Raw genomic sequence first — 19,185 nt, 5'->3', positions numbered from 1 at the left:
ATGGACCAGGCATTCGGTTCTTTCGAAGACCGGGACGGCGCGCCTGACGCCAGCTCCATCGCCATCGTCGGCATGGCCTGCCGATTTGCGGGCGCACGAAGCCCGGAGGCGTTCTGGAACATGCTCCGTCAGGGGCGCGAGGGGATCGAGACCTTCAGCGAGGACGAACTGATCGCGGCCGGTGTCAGTCCCGCACTCTTGCGCAATCCCCACTATGTCCGGCGCGGGGCCCCGCTGGAAGACATGGAATACTTCGACGCCGCGCTGTTCGGTCTCAGCCAGCGGGACGCCGCGATCATGGACCCGCAGCACCGGCATTTCCTCGAATGCTCGTGGGAGGCGCTGGAAGATGCCGGGCACACGCCCCAGGGCTTCGGCGGGGTGATCGGCGTCTTCGCGGGGTCCGGGCACAACGCCTACATGCCGTACAACCTGCTCGGCAACCGGCGGTTGGTGCGGGACACCGGCATGTTCCTGCTGCGCCACACCGGGAACGACAAGGACTTCCTGACGACCCGCGCCTCCTATCTGCTCGACCTCAAGGGGCCGAGCATCAATGTCCAGACCGCGTGCTCGACTTCGCTGGTGGCGATCCACATGGCCGCGCAGAGCCTGCTCTCCGGCGAATGCGACATGGCGCTGGCGGGCGGGGTCTCGATCGAACTGCCGCACCGCCAGGGCTATCTCTATGAGCCCGGGGAAATTCTCTCACCCGACGGAAAGTGCCGGCCTTTCGATGCCGGCTCGCAAGGGACAGTGTTCGGCAGCGGCGTCGCCATACTGGCCCTGCGCCGCCTGGCCGACGCCATCGAAAGCGGCGACCATATCCACGCGGTGCTGCGCGGATCGGCGATCAACAACGACGGAAGCGGCAAAGTGGGCTATCTCGCGCCGGGCGTCGAAGGTCAGGCCGCCGTGATTGCGGAGGCGCTGGCGGTCTCCGGTGTCGATCCGTCCGAGGTCGACTACGTGGAAGCTCATGGCACCGGCACGCCTATCGGCGACCCCATCGAAGTGGCCGCGCTCACGCAAGTCTTCCGGCAATCCGCCCCCCGAACAAGGCCCTGTGGGCTCGGCTCGGTCAAGGCCAATATCGGTCATACCGACACGGCAGCGGGTGCTGCCGGGGTCATCAAGGTGGCGCTGGCGATGCGTCACGAGGAACTTCCCGCAGTGCCTCATTTCGAGGCGCCCAATCCTGACTGCGCATTCGCTACGAGCCCGCTGCGCATCCAGGATTCGCGGGAAGCCTGGCCCCGGCGCGATAACAGCCCCCGTCGCGCCGGGGTCAGTTCACTCGGCGTGGGCGGCACCAACGCTCATGTCGTGATGGAAGAAGCCCCGCTGCGCAGGGAAGGCACGCCGGGCCGCCGCCACCAGTTGCTGATATCCTCGGGCCAGAGCGAAGCGGCGCTGGCCGCGAACCTCGCGGCGCTGGCCGGGCATGTTTCCGCAAGGCCGGATCTTTCTCTGGCCGACGCGGCGTTCACTCTGAGCACCGGACGGCGTGAACTGCCCATGCGCGGTTTCGCCGTGGCCGCCGGTGAGGCGCCCGAGGCCATGGCGGCGGCGCTGACCGCAGCGGCCGAGGCCAAGGGCCAGGGAGCCGCAATTCCCGGCCGGAGCGTGGCCTTCCTGTTCTGCGGCGGCGGTCCCCAGCATGTGGACATGGCGCGCGGACTCTACGAAAGCGAGCCGCTATTTCGCGCTCAGGTCGATCGCGGCCTGGACCTGCTGGACCGGATCGGCCCGAACGCGCTGCGCCGCTGGCTCTTTCCCAGCGAGGCCGACCGCGCGAATGCCGCCGCCGAACTGGAGCGGCCCTCGCTCGCCTTGCCCGCGCTGTTCATCGTCCAGACCGCACTCGCCCGGCTCTGGATCTCGCTGGGCGTCGAGCCGGCCGCGATGATCGGCCACAGCTGCGGCGAATATGCAGCGGCGCACATTTCCGGGGTGATCGACCTCGAAAGCGGACTGCGCATCGTCCAGGCGCGCGGCATGCTGTTCGAGCAGACCGGCGCTGGAGCCATGCTCGGCGTCGCGATGGCGGAAGAGGAACTGGCACCGCTCTTGCCGCCCGCCTTGTCGATCGCGACGATCAACGGTCCGCGCCTATGCGTCGTCTCCGGCGCGGCACCGGCGATCGCGCAGTTTCACGAGACGCTGGCCGCGCGCGAAATCGAAGCCCAGCCAATCCCGATCACGGTCGCCGCGCATTYGCCCATGCTCGATCCGATCCTGCCTGCGTTCCGCACTATGCTGGCGGCAATCACCTTCCACGCGCCGCGCATTCCCTTCGCCTCCAATCTCACCGGAGACTGGGTGCAGGCGGCCGAAGCGACCGATCCCGGATACTGGGTCCGCCACTTGCGCGAACCGGTGCGCTTCACTGACGGTCTGCAATGCCTGCTGGGCGATCCCCAGCGGGTTCTTCTGGAAGTCGGCCCCGGCCGGTCGATCACGAGCCTGGCGCGGCAGCATCCGGGACGCGGAGCCTTGCAGCCCGTGGTCAATTCGATGCGTCATCCCGACCAGGACATCCCCGACGACGCCCGCTTCCTGCAGGCGTTGGGCGAGTTGTGGTCGCTGGGCGTCGCGGTGGACTGGACCGCCTTCTGGAGCGGGGAGCGCCGCTTGCGCCTGTCGCTGCCGACATACCGTTTCGACCGGCAGCGCCACTGGATCGAGCCGTCCGCCGCTATGGGCAGCGCCGGGGCTCACGATCTGGCCGAGGCCGATCCCGATACGCGGATGGAGCTTGCGGACTGGATCTACGAGCCGGTCTGGGCGCGAGAGGACGCTCCCGATCGCGAGCCCGCTAAACAGCCGGCGTTGGTGCTTTGCGACGATCGCGGCCTGTCCGACCGTCTGGTCGCGCGGCTGCGCGGTGCGGGCGTCGATGTCGTGACCGTGCGCGCCGGTCGGCGCCGCGCGGAACGCGATGTCGAGGATTTCGTCGTTCGCCCTTCCCACCGCGAGGACTGGAACTGGCTGTTCGCGGCCCTTGCGGAACGCAGCCTGCTGCCCGGCCGGATCTATCACGCCTGGCTCGTGACCGGGGAGACCGGCGACCCTCACGATGCACTGCTGGATCACGGTCTTTTCGCGCTCGCGGCGATGGCGCCGGAGCTTGCCGCAGCTTGCGACGGCGCCGAAGTGGAAGTCCTGCTGATCACCGACCACGCGCAGCGCATCGCCGGAGACCGCGATGTCGCGCCGATCAAGGCCACGGCGCTCGGCGCGCGCAGAAGCCTTGCCACCGAGTATCCCGGCCTGCTGTTCCGCGCCGTGGATATCGAACCCGCAACGCAGCACGCTCTGGCGCTGGAAGGAACCGTGGACGCGCTGATCCGCGAGCCGGTGTCGGCAGACGGCCGGGACGTAGCCTTTCGGGCGGGCGAGCGGTGGGTGCTGGGCCATCGCGCCGCTTCTTCAGGCGCGCCCGCAGGGGGTGCCGGTTCTTGGCTCGCGCAAGGCGGAACCTATCTCATTACCGGTGGTCTCGGCGGCATCGGCCTGACCATCGCGCACCACCTCGCGCGGACTTGCACGCCGAACATCGCGTTGCTCTCCCGCACCGCCTTGCCCGAACGCGCGCGCTGGAGCGCCTTGCTGGAGGCGGGTGATCTGCCACTGGCCGTGGAAGACAAGCTGCGGCAGATCGCGGCCCTTGAGGCGGCAGGCGCGCAAGTCGAACTCGTGGTTGCCGATGTCGCCGATCTGCGGGCTCTGCGCCGCGCCGTCCGCCGCGTCGAAGCCCGGTTCGGCAGGATATCCGGCGTTTTTCACACGGCGGGCGCGCTGGATGACGAACTGGTCGAGACCCGCAGCCGCTCGGCCATGGAGGCCGTGCTGCGGCCGAAGATCGCGGGCACTCTGGCCCTTGAGCAGGCCATGGCGGGGCTGCCTCCCGAATTCCTGATGCTGTTCTCGTCGATCAGTGCCTTTGCCGGGCTGCCGGGGCAGACCGATTATGCCGCGGCCAATGCTTTCCTTGATGCCTATGCCCAGTCGCGGCGGCACGATCCGGTCACGCGCGTGGTATCTGCCGGTTGGAGCCAATGGGCCGAAGTGGGCATGGCGGCCGCGCAGGGCGGACGGCAGGGGCCGGGGCAGGGCGTCGGAACCGCGCTCGCAGACGATCTCGGCAAAGGTCGTCCTTTCGCGCACCCCTTCCTGACGCGTGCGCACTCCCTTTCGCACGGCGAGTTCGTGCTTGCCGGAACGCTCTCGCCCGAACAACACTGGGTGCTGGATGAGCACCGGATGATCCGCGAGCAGCAATCGGCAGGCGCCTTGCTGCCGGGCACGGCTTACCTGGAACTGTCCCGTGCCGCGGTGGCCATGGTCGAGCCGGGGCCGCTGGAGCTGAGCGATTTCACGTTTCTCGAACCTTTCTCCGTTGCCGACGGCGAAGCGCGCGATCTCAGGGTTCATGTTCGCAAGGAGGATGGCCCCACGGGGGAGGAGGGCTGGCGGGTCGCCGTGCTCGGTCGCCCTGCTGGGGGTCGCGGGGCGTGGACGGAGCATGCCCGGGGTACCGTCAGCAGTCATGCGGCAGCACCGCTCCGCGCCACGCTGGACCTCGATGCGATCGCGGCTCGGTGTCGGCCGGGCCGGGGCGGCAGCGAAGACCAGCCCCGTCTCCGCTTCGGGCCGCGCTGGCAGAACCTTTCGAAGACGTTGATCGGACACGGCGAAGCGCTGCTCCATATCGACTTGCCGGCCGCCGTCGAAGGCGAGCTGGAACAGATCCTGCTGCACCCCGCCATGCTCGACTTCGCGACGGCGGGCGCGCAGTCGCTGATTCCCGGACGCGACCCCGAGCGCGATTTCCTTGCGCCTTTCACTTATCGCCGACTGGTGCTCCATGCACCGCTGCCGGCGCGGATCGTCAGCCATGTGCGCCATCGTCCAAACGCGAACGACGGTGGCCAGACGGCCGTGTTCGATGTCACGATCACCGATCCCGATGGAAGGGTGCTGGCGGAGGCCAGTGACTTCACGATGATCCGCACGGCGATGAACCTTTCCGCTGCGGCGTCTTCGTCAGGCTCCGTCGATGCGGCAGGTGTTCCCGAGCCCGGACCGCGAATGGGCATCCGTCCCGAGGAAGGCGCGGAAATCGTCTCGCGCCTGCTTTCGGGGGCAGGGCGGCCGCATCTGGTGATTTCGCCCTACGATCTCCACGCAGTGCTCGCGGCCCTGCGGCAGCCGCCGAAGCCCGCCGCGACCGGGGTGGCCTGCGATCCCGCCGATGCTCCCCGAACCGAAACCGAGCGGGTCATCTCGGACTTGTGGTGCGATCTTCTGGGCGTGCCTGCGATCGGGCGAAACGACAACTTCTTCGACTTGGGCGGCCATTCGCTGCTGGCTGTCCAGTTCACCAATCGCCTGCGCAAGCGCACCGGCAAGACGCTGCCCCTGGCGGCGATGCTGGGACAGCCGACCGTCGCCAACCTGGCGGCGATCGTCGATCCGGGCAGCCTCGCAGATCGACCGGCGGAGGCGGCGAATGCCGATCAGGCTCCGGTCGGCCTCGTCACCATCCGCAAGGGCGGCGCGCGCACTCCGCTGTTCTTCGTTCATGACGGGCTGGGTGAGACTTTGCTCTATCGCGGACTGGCGCTCAGGCTGGACAGGAGCCGTGACGTCGTGGGCATGGAGCCGCTCCGGCGCAGCGACGGCTCCTATGCGCATACCCGGATCGACGAGATGGCGGCACATTACGTGGCCAGGCTGCGCACAGTGCAGCCCGCCGGGCCCTATCTTCTCGCCGGGCTCTGCGCGGGCGGTGTCATTGCCTTCGAAATGGCCCGTCAGCTCCAGGATAGCGGGGAGCAGGTCGCCTTCGTGGGCATTATCGATGCCGCCGACGTGGAAGCGCGCAAGTTCCGGTTCCTCACCACCCGGTTGCGTCTTGCCCGCCTGCGCGGTCTCGTGACGCGGACGGGAGCCCTGGGCGTGCTGCCGGACATCGGACGGCGGGCCTGGAACGCTGCGCGCTGGGAGGTCGGCTCCCGCCTGCGGCAGGCCGAGGATCGCCGCACGGTGCGAACGATGCGCGCGCACACGGCGGGAGCGAGCGAGCCGGGCGGACCGGCATCGATCCCCTTCCTCAAGCTCTATGAAGTCGCTCATAAGGAGCATCGTCCTGCCGGGATCTTCGAGGGCGGCACCGTGGCCCTGTTCAAGGCCGGCGACGATACCGGACTAGTCGACGACACGCCCTACAGCCTGACATACCGCGACTATGCGCTCGGTTGGGGCAAGCGCGTCCGCGATGAAATCGTGATCGTCGACATTCCGGGCGGACACAGCAGCAACCTCCAGGAACCTTACGTCGAGCGCCTTGCTCCCTTGTTCCAGGACGCGCTCGATGCCGCGCTGGCCTCTTTCGAACCACTGGCCCAAGACCTCATCGGGGTTGCGGCCGAATGAGCGACTACCCGCCGTTCCACGCCATCGACGTGGTCATCGTGAACTACCGGACGGCGCAACTGGTCGTCTCGTGCCTGGAAAGCCTGGCGGCCGAAGCGGGAGAAGGGCTGCAGCTGAGGGCCTTCGTGATCGACAACGATTCCCGCGACGGATCGGCCGACGCGATAGAGGCCGCCCTCCTGCAGCAGGACTGGAACTGGGCGCGCGTCGTCCGCTCTCCGGTGAATGGCGGCTTCGGGGCGGGCAACAACCAGGGTATCGACCTTGCCCTGGCGCAGGAAAGACCGGCGGATCTGGTCTGGCTGCTCAATCCCGACACCCGCGTCATGCCTGGCGCGGCGCGCGCGCTGGCGCATTTCATGGCGAGCACGCCGGCGGCCGGGCTGGTCGGAACGGCGCTGCTCGAAGCCGATGGAAGTCCCTGGCCATTTGCCTTCCGGTTTCCCTCGATCCTGGGCGAGATCGAGCGAGGGCTGCGATGGAAGGCCAGCTCCCGTCTGCTGGCGCGCCACGCCCTGCTGCGAAAGATGGGGGACCGGCCGGAACGCGCGGATTGGGTCAGCGGCGCCAGCCTCGCCATCCGGCCTGCCCTGCTGTGGGAGGGCCTGCGCTTCGACGAGGGTTATTTTCTCTACTACGAGGAAACGGACTTGTGCCGCACGGTTCGCGGGCAAGGGTGGGAGTGCTGGTATCTGCCGCAGGCCTGCGTGCTTCACATCTCCGGCCAGAGCACCGGGATTACCGACCCGCAGGCAAAGCCGCGGCGGCTGCCGGCATATTGGTTCGAATCCCGTCACCGCTATTTTCGCAAGAACCACGGCCGGATCTATGCGCTCTTCGCCGATCTCGCCTGGATGGCATCCCATTCGGTGTTTCTGGCCAAACAGGCCTTGCGCCGGGAGCAGAGCCTGGACCCGCCGCGACTCCTGGCCGATTTCGCGCGGCACAGTGCCTTCTTCCCGCGCCGCAGATGAACGGAACTGACTGGGAAAGGGATGTGCGTTCGCTGGGGCTTGCGGCCGTGAGGCTTTCAGCGCCATTCGGCCTCTGGCGGATCAGGGTCCCGGCCCGCGTCGATCCTCGGCTCGCGGCCTGCCTCTCCGACGAGGAACAGGCCCGGGCAGCACGGTTCCGTTTTCCCGAACTCGCCAACCGCTACCGTGTCGCGCATGGAGCCTTGCGCCTGCTGGGGGAATACTGGACCGGCATCCCGGCCGCGCGCCAGACTTACGAAGCCAATGCTCATGGCAAGCCGCTGCTGACGAATGCCCCGGAGGCAAAGTGCAGTCTCAGCTATAGCGGCGAAAGTATCGTTGTGGGCTGGTCGTGGAACCATGACATCGGCGTCGATGCGGAGCGTCTGCGGCCGATCGCCGAAGCGGCCGAACTGGCCGATCTCCATTGCACCGCGCGCGAGCGGCAGCGGCTCTCCGATAAGGACGCGTCCAGCTACAGCCGCGCGTTCCTGACGGTGTGGGTACGCAAGGAAGCCTGCGTGAAGGCGCTGGGACGCGGTCTTGCCATAGCACCTTCGTCATTCAATTGCGACGTTGACCCGGGGTCAGCTCTCGTTGAAATCGACGGCTCTCCTATCGAGAGTCACGTCTACGACCTGAAGGACGACCTGCTGGTCGCCTGGGCCCGATGCATCCGGATGAGCCGGTCTGATCGGAACCATCGGCTTGTTCCTGCAGGCTCCGTTACTGGTGGAGCTGCAGGAGCCCTTCGCGGATGACATGAGCGATCATATGCGCACGATTACGTGTTCTGGTCTTGAGGCGCACGTTTTCGACATGCCGTTCGACCGTGCAGGGCGCAATGTTAAGCTCGATCGCCGTTTCCTTTGCAGACCGTCCCATGGCCACAAAGCGTAAGACATCCAATTCACGAGCGGTAAGTTGCACAGCTTCATTGTCAAATCTGTACATGAATTTCCCCCTACATTTCGATGATGATTATCGAACCCCCCTACCTTCCATTGAGACTTTTACCGAGCCTCAATGGCAAATGTTGCATTGGCGAAGATTCGAGTCACGCTATATTTTGGCGACGGGGGGCGGCCGTTTGGATTTAAACCGGGTTCAGGGACGATCGCATGAGCGTGGGGACTATCCCGATTCGACCGGATACTCATTCGTATAATCCGGGAGAGTTATGTTCACGATTGCACATAGCAAGCAATCGCGTGCCGGGATCACGACTGCAGGATGTCGCGCCGCGTGCTTTCGCCGTTGAGATGGTGGGGAAGGCCGGGCAGGGCGCTGGCGATCTGGCGGCCGCATATCATCCGGGCACGCCCCTGGTTGGCCAGTTCGCGCGCCAGCACGGCAGCCTGCGTCCGGTTGCTCACGGAAAGCTTTTTAAGCAAGGACTTGACCGTCGCCTTTACGGCCGATTCACTGATGCCGATATCGCGCGAGATCGTCTTGTTGGGCAGCCCGCGCTCCAGGGCGCCCAGCACGTCCCATTCCCGGTCGCTGAGATCGTACCCTTGCGCGGTGCGTTGCTGCGCGGGAAATTCCGTGATGAGCAGCAGGTTGTCGAGCAGGGCGATAATCTCCGGCGGGGCCACCTTCTGGCCGACGGCCACCATCTGCATCATCGCCACGAGCGATTGATAGGGCACCTGGTCGAGGAAATAAGCGTAAGCTCCGGCGGCGTAGATTGCGGCCATTTCGTTGAAATCGAAAGAAGAGACGAGCGCGACCACGCGCGCGTTCGGGAAATGGTGGAGGACATCGGCGATGACGGTGGCGCCCTCGTCGCCCAGCAGGGAGCCGCCTACCACGATCACATGCGCGGCTTCCGTTTCGCTGCGCGGCGACAAGCGCTCCAGAGCGTCGACCGACTCCGCCAGATCGAAGCCGGAGTCCGAAAGAATGCGCCGAACCCCTTCCCGTATCAGCGAATTCCTGATGGCCACCGAGACCACCACCGATGTACCCGTCGTCATGATCGTTCGCAGGCCTCTCGTCTTGGTCGCATCCTGGGAAGATGCCTGAGGTCCGAGAAGATCCGTTCCGCCCAACAGAACCCGGAAAATACGAGTGCTAAGCCTCGTTCGCTAATTCTTAGATGAACCTACTGCGAACAGGCCGATTTTGACAGTTCCTCCTTTTGGGGAGGGTAATTCTCACCATGCGCTCACGCACGGCTCATCTCGCCAGAGCCGGCGTTGCCGGACGCGCTTCGAGACGCCGGATCATGCGGCGCAGCGGGCTTTCGAACCCCCGGTGCAACACCCAGGCGAGCGCGATCACCATGGCGCAGGCCGTGAGCGAGGCGATCCAGTCGCTGGCATCGGCACTCAGGCCCCGGTGCAGCGCGGCAGTCCGCAGGCGCTCCACAAGGCCGATGGCCTGGAAATGCAGCAGGTAGATGCCGAAGGACACTTTACCCAGTAGCATGAACGGCGGTGAGGCGAAGAGCCGTTTCATCACGCCGCGGTCCTGCGCCAGGGTCGCAATCAACGCGATCAATGCCAGATAGGCGGGAAAGTCCGAGAGCGCCTGCGCCATCGTCGCCAGTACCATCAGCAGGACCGCACACTGGATGAGATTGCCCGACAGCACCCGATTGWGAACGCCGTTGCGGTAGAGCCGGTGGAGCAATTGCCCGATGGTGAAACCGGCCAGGCACCGCACAAGGGTGTAAGGCGAGAAGAACAAGTCGAGTTCGCCTTTCGCGACAGGTGCGCCGATGTAGTGGCGGCTTGCAGCGAATGTCATCGCCAGTACGGCCAGCAAGGCGGCGGCGCCCGTGATGAGCGCGGTCCGGCGGCTCGACCGCAGGCAGGCCATCGCGATCACCGGGAACAGAAGGTAGGCCACCATCTCGGTGCTCACCGACCATGCGGGCGGGTCCATGCTGGGCCAGTTGCCGAGCGCTTGCAGCATCACGAGATTGGCCGCGAGCGCGGACAGCGGCGCGCCCGGACTGCCGCTGCGACCCAGCGCCAGCACCAGGCATGCCAGCGTGGCCAGGAGATAGAGCGGATAGACCCGCGCCAGGCGGTGGAGGAGAAAGCTGCGTTGACGGAATGTCCCGGCTTCCAGCGCCTGGCCATAGACATGGGCCATGACGAAGCCGCTCAGGATGAAGAACAGGTCCACCGCCAGATAGCCATGCAGCAGCATGGTCGAAAGCGGTCCGGTGGCGATCATCTTGAGGTGGAAATGATAGAGCATCACGAACAGCGCGGCGGCGCCGCGTATGCCCGTCATCGGCCTGATTTCCGCTGCTGGCGTCATCATTGCATCCGCTACCCGGTTATTCGCATTGCCTTTCGGCATTGTCCTATCGGATAGCCGCGCGGGTAATCCGGGCTATCGCCCCCTGAGTTCTTGCCACTTTCTTGCCACTGCGCGCGGGAGTTTGTGGTTGTCCGGCCAAGTCGCTGCGGTAAACATCGCCGGATGCGGACAGGTTTCCTTATTGCTGCCGGACTGGCCCTGACGACACCGATCGTGCCTGCCGGGGCGCAGGATCGGAATGTCCCGGGAGCCGAAGCGCCGACTTCCAGGACTGACGAAAGCGGCAGGACCGGGGCAGGCGTCGATACGGACTTCGCCGGGCATTACTATTTGTCGGGCGTCATGGAGACAGGGTCCGAGATGCTCCTGCGCCGCGACGGCACGTTTGAATGGTACATCTCGGTTGGCGCGCTGGACCAGTTCGCGCACGGGACCTGGCGGCGGGATGGCGCCGAAATCGTCCTGTCAGCCGACCGGCCGGTGCGGGATCGGCTGCTGTTCGCCTATCTGGACACCCAGCCCTGGTCGGCGCTGGCCGAGCAGGAGCGACTGGCGCGCGATCGCGCTACGGCAGAAGATGCGCTGGAGGCGCGCTGTCCTTTCCTGGTCGATTCCGTCGCCACCACCGAGCCAGTCGTCGAAACGGTCGAAGCGCCGGGCAGTCAGGTGCAGGTGCCGCAGTCAGAGCGCGATGCCGCAGCGGATGCCGCGCTGACCGCGGCAGAGGAGGCCCGGGCGCGCATGGAGGAAGCGGCAAGCCGTATCCTGTCGGCCGGCACGCCTGTCGCCGACGATGCGGCGCAGGAGGCGCGGCAGGTAACGCTGGCCTGGCACGAGGCGCGCGACAGGGCCGAACGCACGGCGAGCGCCGCCGGAAGGTCCCGCCCGGATCTGCCCGACCCGGTGCTGCCCGATATGTGCCGAATGCCCGAGCCGGTTGCCGTCGATGAGCAGTCGCCCGACCAATGGCAGGGCGGCCTGGCCGTCCTGGTGATCGACCCCAAGTCCGGTAACGATGCGCGCGGTGTGCGGGTGGCGCTCCGGTTCGCGGACGGCCGGGAGAGCGAAGTGACCACCGCCGGGGAAGGCCTGACCCTGGTGCCTGAGGGGCCTTCCGCAGACCTCGTCTCCGCCACCCTGAGCGCACCTTATGTTCCGGGCCGAGACATCGAAGTGCCTGTTCCGCCGGTCCGCTCGGGCGTGGTGCGGTTTTCCATCGATATCGAACAGATCATGGACCCACCCTTCGAACGGATGACGCTTCGCATCGACGGGGACGCGCTGCTGCCGGACGAACTGGGACGCGGACGCTACACCCGCTGATCAATCGTCACTCGGCCGGAAGCGCGCGGGAACAAGCGCCCGCAGCGGACGATTTGCACGGCAGTCGTCTATAAGGGCTGTTATGAAATTTCGCGCTCTCCTGTTCGTTGCCCTGATGGCCGCCCCGACGATGGCCGCCGCGCAGGGCCGTGACTATTGCCCCGATCGCCCCGGCATCGGCACCCCGGCTTGCACCATGGAGGCCGGCCGCTTCTCGCTGGAAACCGGCCTTGGCGACTGGACGCTCAACCGTGATTCCACGCAGCGCGAGGATGTGTTCGTGGTCGGCGATTTCCTGCTGCGCATGGGCATTGCCGATCATGCGGAAGTCCAGGTCGGCTGGACCAGCCTGGGCTTTTCGCGCAGCCGCGACCGGACGACGGGCGAGGTCGAACATCGCAGCGGCACCGGCGACCTGACGCTCGCCCTGCGGCGCAATCTTGCCAATCCTGACGGGTCGGGCTTCTCGGCCGCCGTCATGCCTTTCGTGTCCCTGCCCACGGGGCGCGAGCCGATCGGCGCGGGTGACTGGGGAGCYGGATTGCGCATCCCGCTCTCCTACGAAGTGACGTCCGCAATTTCGCTGGAGATGGTTCCCGAATTCGACGCCGACGTGAACGAGGACGGGCATGGCCGCCACTTCGCATTCGGAGACGTCGTCGGTGTGGCGGCCAAGCTGAGCGATGCCCTGACTGCCACGGCCGAGTATCAGTACCGCACCGTCCGGGAGCCGGGCGAGCATCACTCCGAGCATCTCTCGGGCCTGTCGCTGGGATGGCAGACTTCCGATCGCTTCCAGATCGACCTCGGCGCCAACGCGGGCCTGGACCGCGATGCCGACGATCTCGAAATCTACATGGGTATCTCCCGCAGGTTCTGACGAGCGGCAGCGCTCCATGCTGCACTGCGAAACAGGGGCTTGCAGCCGCCCGGTCCTTACGGCAAGATAACGGTCAAATCGGAGTGAGACCCGCAAAGGCGCGGGGTTCTCTCCAGCAGTCCGCAAGGGCTGGCTAACAAGGCAACGACGCCATCGGTCGAACCCCGAAAAGGGTTCCGGCCGGTGGCGTTTTTTCGTTTGGGGAAGACGTGGCTAGCAGCAAGGTCAAGAGTGCATGCCCCTACTGCGGCGTCGGTTGCGGCATCGTGATGGAAGTGGCGGATGGGCGCATCGTCAAGGTGTCGGGCGACAAGAGCCATCCGACCAATTTCGGCCGGCTCTGCACCAAAGGCAGCAGTTGCCATGTCCCGGTAACCGCTCCCGGCAGGGCGGAAACCGCCTATGCCCGCATCGAGGGCAGCCGCGACCAGGGCGCGATCCCGATGGCAGAGGCGATCACGCGAACGGCGCAGGGCCTGCGCGCGATCATCGATCGTGACGGGCCGGATGCGGTCTCTTTCTACGTCTCCGGCCAGATGTCGCTGGAGGCGCAATATCTGGCCAACAAGCTCTGCAAGGGCTTCATCGGTACCAACAACATCGAAAGCAATTCGCGCCTCTGCATGGCGAGCGCGGCCAGCGGCTACAAGCTTTCCATCGGCGCGGACGGGCCTCCCGGATCCTATGAGGACTTCGACAAGGCGGACCTGTTCTTCGTGATCGGGGCCAACATGGCAGACTGCCACCCGATCCTGTTCCTGCGGATGATGGACCGGGTGAAAGCCGGGGCAAAGCTGATCGTCGTCGATCCGCGCCGGAATGCCACGGCGGACAAGGCCAATCTGTTCCTGCAGGTGCGACCGGGCACCGATCTCGCCTTGCTGAACGGGCTGCTCCATCTGATCGCCGAGCAGGGCCACATCGACCCGGCGTTCATCGCCGCGCATACCGAGGGCTGGGAGGCCATGGCGGCGTTCCTCTCCGATTATCCCCCGGCGACGGTTGCAGCGCTGACGGGGATTGTCGAAGCGGACTTGCGCCAGGCCGCGCAGTGGATCGGGACAGCGGGAGCATGGATGTCCTGCTGGACCATGGGGCTCAACCAGAGCACTCACGGCACCTGGAACACCAATGCGATCTGCAATTTGCACCTGGCGACCGGAGCGATCTGCCGCCCGGGCGCCGGGCCGTTCTCGCTGACGGGCCAGCCCAACGCCATGGGCGGTCGCGAGATGGGCTACATGGGGCCCGGTCTTCCGGGGCAGCGGGCCACACCCAGCGAGGCGGACCGGCATTTCGTGGAGGATGCCTGGGACATTCCGCGCGGCACGCTGCGGGTGGAGGCTGGAGCAGGCACGGTTTCCATGTTCGAGGACATGGCCGCCGGCCGGATCAAGGCATGCTGGATCATCTGTACCAATCCCGTCGCCAGTGTGTCGAACCGCAAGACGGTGGTTGCCGGGCTCGAAGCCGCCGAGCTCGTGATCGCGCAGGATGTCTTCGTCGATACCGAGACCAACCGCCATGCCGACCTGATCCTGCCCGGTGCGCTCTGGGCCGAGGCGGAAGGGGTGATGATCAATTCGGAGCGTAACCTCACCCTGATGCAGAAAGCCGTCGATCCTCCCGGAGAGGCGATGGCCGATTGGGAGATCATCGCCCGCGTCGCTTGCGAAATGGGCTATGCCCGGGCCTTCACTTATGGCTCGGCTGCCGATGTCTTCGAGGAAATCCGGGCCTTCTGGAACCCGCGGACCGGCTATGACATTCGCGGCGCCAGTTACGACCGCCTGCGCGAAACGCCGATGCAGTGGCCTTGTCCGCCCGAAGCAGGGAACGATCGCAATCCGATACGCTACCTCAACGACGGCGTGAGCCAGTCCGCCCGGATCGAGACCGACGGCAGCCGTCCCGCCATCGCTTTTCCGACCGAGAGCGGCAAGGCGCACTTCCTGCCGCGCCCGCACATGGACCCGGCCGAGATGCCGGATGCCGATTTCCCATTGGTGCTCAACACCGGCCGTCTACAGCACCAGTGGCACACCCTGACCAAGACCGGCAAAGTGCCGACGCTGAACAAGCTCAATCCCGGTCCCTTCCTGGAAATCCACCCCGAAGACGCCGCCGCCCTCGATATCGGCGAGGGGGACATGGTGGAACTGGCTTCGCGCCGGGGACGGGCCGTGCTGCCCGCCGTGGTGACGGACCGGGTCCGCCCCGGAAACTGCTTCGCGCCTTTCCACTGGAACGACGTTTTCGGCGAGGATCTCTGCGTCAATGCCGTGACCAACGACGCCGTGGACGCGATCTCGCTGCAGCCGGAATTCAAGTTCTCGGCCGTGGCGCTCACCCGGCTGTCGGGGCCGGTCGAGCAGGCTCCCTCGATTGCGGCACCGGAAGACATGACGAAGCCCTATTCCGCGGCCATTCCCGCCGCCCCGCGCCTTCTGCCGTCGCAGGTGGCCGCCATCGATGCTTTCGCGCAGGTCATGGGGCTGTCACCGGGGGTTCCGCCCGTTCTCACGGCGGCAGAGGAAGGCTATCTGAGCGGCTTCATGACCGGCCTTCGCGCCAGCGAACCGGCTCATGCCGTGCCCCTTCTTCCCCCTGGGGCGCCGCTCGAAGGCGGCAAGCTGCACTACGTCAATGGCCTGCTAGCGGGCCTGTTCGCACGGGTGCCGCTGGCCGGTGACGAGATTGCCGGTTCCCCGGGGCTCGTCTCCGATACGGCGGGCGCGATGCCGGCCTCGCACGTCATGGTGCTCTGGGCCTCGCAGACCGGGACGGCGGAAGGGTTCGCGGAACAATGCGCCCGGAAGCTGGAGGCCAGATCGTGCCGGGTGCGCCTGGCCTCGCTCGACAACGTGAAACCCGCCGAACTGGCCGAGGCAGGAAGGGCGCTCATCATCGCCAGCACGTTCGGAGACGGAGATGCGCCCGACAACGGCGGCACCTTCTGGTCGGCGCTGGAAGCCGGGGCGCCGACCGGGCTGGACGCGCTGCGTTACTCGGTGCTGGCCTTCGGGGACTCGAGCTACGACCAGTTCTGCGGGTTTGGCCGTAAGCTGGATGCGAAACTGGAGGAACTGGGCGCGCAGCGGATCGCCGCCCGTGCGGACTGCGAGCCGGACTACGAGGAAGTGGCCGGCCAGTGGCTGGAAACGGTCATCGGCGCCATGCTTGCGGATGTCCCGTCTGTGCCGGCACCCGCCGTTCCTGCAGCAGCGCCCATAGTGAGCGGACCCGGCGCTCCCTACAGCCGAAAAGCACCGCTGCGCACCCGCATGGTGCGCAACTCCGTGCTGAGCGGCCTTGGCGCCGCGAAGGAAGTACGCCAGTTCGGGTTCGACCTGACGGGCCATGACTTCGCCTACAAAGCCGGGGACGCGCTGGGCGTGTGGCCTGTCAATTGTCCGGCCCTGGCTACGGAAATCCTGGATTTACTGGAACTTGCGCCCGATAGCTTGGTAACTGTCAAGGATGTGGGGGACGTGCCGCTCTACGAAGCGCTCCTGCGGCACTGGGACATCGCCAAGCCCACGCGCAACATTCTGGAACTCGTTGCCGAGCGCTTGCCCGAAGCGGCTTTCGTGCCGCTGCTCGATCCCGAGAGGAAGCCCGAATACGATCGCTTCCTTCGCGAACACCAGATCGCCGACGTGCTGCATGAGACCGGCGCGCGCCTCACGCTCAGCGATCTCATGAAAGTCATGCGGCCGATCCAGCCGCGGTTCTATTCCATTGCCTCCAGCCCTCATGCCCAGCCCGATGAAGTGCAGTTGACCGTTTCCGTGCTGCGCTACGCCAACAAGGGGCGGCGGCGCGGCGGGGTTTGCTCGGCGTTCATGGCGGACCGGGCGGAAGAGCTGGGGGCGGGCCTGTTCCTGCAATCCTCGGCGCACTTCCGGCCGCCTGCCGATCCCTCGCGCGCCGCCATCATGGTCGGCCCGGGCACGGGGATCGCGCCTTTCCGGGGTTTCCTGCATGACCGTCTGGCGACCGGCGCGACCGGCAGCAACTGGCTGTTCTTCGGAGAGCAGCACGAAGCGACCGATTTCTACTACCGGGAGGAGATCGACGCCTGGCGCCGCTCTGGCCATCTCGACCGGCTGAGCCTGGCGTTTTCCCGCGACCAGGCCGAGAAGATCTACGTGCAGGATCGCATGGTGGAAGAAGGTGCGGAGCTGTGGCGCTGGATAGAGGGCGGCGCCAACTTCTATGTCTGCGGCGATGCGGGGCGCATGGCCAAGGACGTCGACCTCGCACTTCGTCGCATCGTTGCCACGCATGGCGGAATGAAGCCCGACGCGGCCGAGGACTATGTCGCCCAGATGCGCGAGGATCGGCGCTACCTCCGCGATGTCTACTGAGCGCTATTGAAAGGTGGCCGCCCGGAGGCGGAAACCTCTGCCGGACCCCGCGCGTTGCCTTGGCAAGCGTGTGGAGAGCAGTGATGACAGCAAGGGAATTCCGACCGCGGCTTGACGAGGCATCTCCGGATACCCCGCCATCGGAACTCGTCGTGCTCTGCGCCGGGGAAACCCTCATTCCCGAGCCGGTCAGCGAAAAGGCGCGGGCCTTCCTCGTATGGATGCTCTCCCGCCGCGATGCCCGCCGTGGCCACTTGGCAGTGGACTGGCCCGAACTCGCTTCCTGAGCCTGCTGGAACCAGCGAGCGAATGGCGAGTTCGGTGGTTCTCTCGACAAGGAGTGCATCATGCCGATTGCGAAGTTTGAAACCCCCGACGGTGACGAGATCGAGGTCGATCCGGCCGACGTGGTCAACATTTCCGAAGGCCGCGAGGACGAGACGACCATCATCGAACTGGACGATGGCGACGAAGTCGTTGTTGTGGCGACGCGGCTGGAAGTGGCCGCGGAACTAGGCCTTGACCCGCTCGATTTCGTGGATCCCGACGAAGACGACGAGCCCGCCGAGGATTACGATGACGACGACGAAAGCGACTCCGAATAACGGCCGGCGATAACAGCGACTGACTTAGGGGAAGCGCCCTATGGCGCTTCCCGCGAACTCTGGAGATGATATGCTCGAACATGTTCCCCGCTGGCTCGGCGCGCTGATGACCAACGTGCGGGCAGGCCATTCCAAGCTCGCGATCGTCCAGGAGGAAGTGACGCGCGGCGCCGGGTTCATCGACCTGTCCAGCCCGGCCTTCGCCAACGGCACACGGCTTCCCCTGCGTTTCACCGCCGATGGCGAAGGGGTTTCTCCCCCGCTGGTCTGGGGGGATGTTCCGGAGGGAACGGTCAGCCTGGTGCTGCTGGTCGAGGATCCGGACGCTCCGGCAGCCAGTCCGCTGGTCCACGCGCTGGTTTGGAACCTCCCGCCCACGGAACGCCGTCTGGCGGAAGGGGAGATCGTCGCCGACGGTATCGGAGGCCCCGATGGCCGCGACGTAGGGCGTAACAGCTATTTCCTGGAAGGCTGGCTTCCGCCCGACCCGCCACCGGGTCATGGGCTGCATGATTATGTCTTCCAGCTCTTCGCGCTTTCCGAGGTGATCGACGTGGATGACAATCCCGGAAGGTCGGAAGTGGTCAGTGCGATCAGCGGCCGTGTGCTTGCCGCGGGGATGCTCGTCGGGAACTATTCGCGCGATGAGCCCGCCCGGGTGGAGGATGCTGCAGAAGCGCCAGTGATGGCTGGCACTCCGGGCATACAAGCCGCCTGACGCCTGTAGAACCGAAGTGGGCGCGCTCTCCGAGAGGGGAGTGCGCCCGTCGCGCATCTGACGCTGCTCCGGGAACTGCGTGTCACCGGCCAAATTCGGGATACGCATAAGGGGCGTCGCCGTTGTTCTCAGAGACTGGCGCAGCACGGCGCCCCAGCATCCGGAGAATGTCATGCCGCAAGGTGACAAGAGCAGCTACACCGACAAGCAGAAGCGCAAGGCCGAACATATCGAGGAAGGCTACGAAGATCGCGGGGTCAGCCACAAGGAAGCAGAACGGCGCGCCTGGGCTACCGTGAACAAGGAATCGGGCGGCGGCAACAAGTCGGGCTCCGGTCGCGGCAAGCCCGACAGCCATGCCTCGTCATCACGCGGGGGCAAGGCGCAAAAGTCCGGTTCGCCGGAACAGCGCTCCGCTGCCGCGCGCAAGGGCTGGGAAACCCGCAGGCGGAACGGGAACGGCTGAAGCGTTGCGGGATGAAGGATTTACGCCGACGCGCCCCGCTCTAATCCTTTCAGAATCCACACTAACCCTTGTTGCCGCTTGCCGGGCGCAAAGGGCGAGCGCGCCTTCGGAGGCGGGTGCTGGACGATC

The 19,185-nt window shown here is 66.1% G+C and carries 13 protein-coding genes; 10 read left to right on the top strand and 3 right to left on the bottom strand.

The window, feature by feature from the left end:
- Genes AB4Z00_RS11070 through AB4Z00_RS11060 form a run of 3 tightly spaced genes read left to right on the top strand, consistent with a single transcriptional unit; the run spans position 1 to position 8,176 of the window.
- Complete coding sequence (locus AB4Z00_RS11070) at positions 1-6,441, top strand: type I polyketide synthase (RefSeq protein ID WP_442045948.1); 6,441 nt, start codon at positions 1-3, stop codon at positions 6,439-6,441.
- Complete coding sequence (locus tag AB4Z00_RS11065) at positions 6,438-7,415, top strand: glycosyltransferase family 2 protein (protein WP_442045947.1); 978 nt, start codon at positions 6,438-6,440, stop codon at positions 7,413-7,415. The genes AB4Z00_RS11070 and AB4Z00_RS11065 overlap by 4 nt, the downstream gene beginning before the upstream one ends.
- 47 nt (positions 7,416-7,462) lie before the next feature.
- Positions 7,463-8,176, top strand: coding sequence for a 4'-phosphopantetheinyl transferase family protein (locus AB4Z00_RS11060; protein ID WP_442045946.1), 714 nt, complete (start codon positions 7,463-7,465; stop codon positions 8,174-8,176).
- On the opposite strand, the gene AB4Z00_RS11055 is transcribed toward AB4Z00_RS11060, so the two are convergent.
- From AB4Z00_RS11055 to AB4Z00_RS11045, 3 genes are all read right to left on the bottom strand, one after another.
- A complete protein-coding gene (locus AB4Z00_RS11055) occupies positions 8,142-8,369 on the bottom strand; it encodes a response regulator transcription factor (RefSeq protein WP_031342197.1) in 228 nt (75 codons plus the stop codon). The genes AB4Z00_RS11060 and AB4Z00_RS11055 overlap by 35 nt on opposite strands.
- 266 nt (positions 8,370-8,635) lie before the next feature.
- Positions 8,636-9,376 carry a LuxR C-terminal-related transcriptional regulator gene (locus tag AB4Z00_RS11050; RefSeq protein WP_442045945.1) on the bottom strand — a complete coding sequence of 247 codons (741 nt, stop codon included), beginning with the start codon at positions 9,374-9,376 and terminating at the stop codon, positions 8,636-8,638.
- A gap of 220 nt (positions 9,377-9,596) precedes the next feature.
- Positions 9,597-10,664 carry an acyltransferase family protein gene (locus tag AB4Z00_RS11045; RefSeq protein ID WP_442045944.1) on the bottom strand — a complete coding sequence of 356 codons (1,068 nt, stop codon included), beginning with the start codon at positions 10,662-10,664 and terminating at the stop codon, positions 9,597-9,599.
- A gap of 192 nt (positions 10,665-10,856) precedes the next feature.
- Here AB4Z00_RS11045 and AB4Z00_RS11040 point away from each other — a divergent pair, with 192 nt between their 5' ends.
- The 7 genes from AB4Z00_RS11040 to AB4Z00_RS11010 all read left to right on the top strand — a co-directional run bounded on the left by AB4Z00_RS11040 (position 10,857) and on the right by AB4Z00_RS11010 (position 19,056).
- On the top strand, positions 10,857-12,017 hold the full coding sequence (locus AB4Z00_RS11040) for a hypothetical protein (protein ID WP_442045943.1): 1,161 nt from the start codon (positions 10,857-10,859) through the stop codon (positions 12,015-12,017).
- 82 nt (positions 12,018-12,099) lie between these two features.
- Positions 12,100-12,897 carry a transporter gene (locus AB4Z00_RS11035; RefSeq protein ID WP_134095489.1) on the top strand — a complete coding sequence of 266 codons (798 nt, stop codon included), beginning with the start codon at positions 12,100-12,102 and terminating at the stop codon, positions 12,895-12,897.
- A 209-nt stretch (positions 12,898-13,106) separates the two neighbouring features.
- On the top strand, positions 13,107-17,267 hold the full coding sequence (locus AB4Z00_RS11030) for a molybdopterin-dependent oxidoreductase (RefSeq protein ID WP_442045942.1): 4,161 nt from the start codon (positions 13,107-13,109) through the stop codon (positions 17,265-17,267).
- Between the two features lie 83 nt (positions 17,268-17,350).
- Positions 17,351-17,554 carry a hypothetical protein gene (locus AB4Z00_RS11025; protein WP_442045941.1) on the top strand — a complete coding sequence of 68 codons (204 nt, stop codon included), beginning with the start codon at positions 17,351-17,353 and terminating at the stop codon, positions 17,552-17,554.
- 60 nt (positions 17,555-17,614) lie between these two features.
- On the top strand, positions 17,615-17,872 hold the full coding sequence (locus AB4Z00_RS11020) for a hypothetical protein (RefSeq protein WP_132265631.1): 258 nt from the start codon (positions 17,615-17,617) through the stop codon (positions 17,870-17,872).
- Between the two features lie 70 nt (positions 17,873-17,942).
- Positions 17,943-18,590 carry a YbhB/YbcL family Raf kinase inhibitor-like protein gene (locus tag AB4Z00_RS11015; protein ID WP_134095492.1) on the top strand — a complete coding sequence of 216 codons (648 nt, stop codon included), beginning with the start codon at positions 17,943-17,945 and terminating at the stop codon, positions 18,588-18,590.
- A gap of 172 nt (positions 18,591-18,762) precedes the next feature.
- A complete protein-coding gene (locus AB4Z00_RS11010) occupies positions 18,763-19,056 on the top strand; it encodes a plasmid stabilization protein (protein WP_442045940.1) in 294 nt (97 codons plus the stop codon).
- Positions 19,057-19,185: the final 129 nt, after the last annotated feature.

It is taken from the genome of Novosphingobium sp. YAF33 (assembly GCF_052113265.1).
Classification (GTDB): domain Bacteria; phylum Pseudomonadota; class Alphaproteobacteria; order Sphingomonadales; family Sphingomonadaceae; genus Novosphingobium.
This window is presented reverse-complemented; position numbering and strand designations above follow the sequence as displayed.

Coding starts and splice junctions, on each gene's coding strand:
- AB4Z00_RS11015 (WP_134095492.1), top strand. CDS start 17,943: ATGCTCGAACATGTTCCCCGCTGGCTCGGCGCGCTGATGACCAACGTG.
- AB4Z00_RS11040 (WP_442045943.1), top strand. CDS start 10,857: ATGCGGACAGGTTTCCTTATTGCTGCCGGACTGGCCCTGACGACACCG.
- AB4Z00_RS11065 (WP_442045947.1), top strand. CDS start 6,438: ATGAGCGACTACCCGCCGTTCCACGCCATCGACGTGGTCATCGTGAAC.
- AB4Z00_RS11055 (WP_031342197.1), bottom strand. CDS start 8,369: ATGTACAGATTTGACAATGAAGCTGTGCAACTTACCGCTCGTGAATTG.
- AB4Z00_RS11020 (WP_132265631.1), top strand. CDS start 17,615: ATGCCGATTGCGAAGTTTGAAACCCCCGACGGTGACGAGATCGAGGTC.
- AB4Z00_RS11025 (WP_442045941.1), top strand. CDS start 17,351: ATGACAGCAAGGGAATTCCGACCGCGGCTTGACGAGGCATCTCCGGAT.
- AB4Z00_RS11010 (WP_442045940.1), top strand. CDS start 18,763: ATGCCGCAAGGTGACAAGAGCAGCTACACCGACAAGCAGAAGCGCAAG.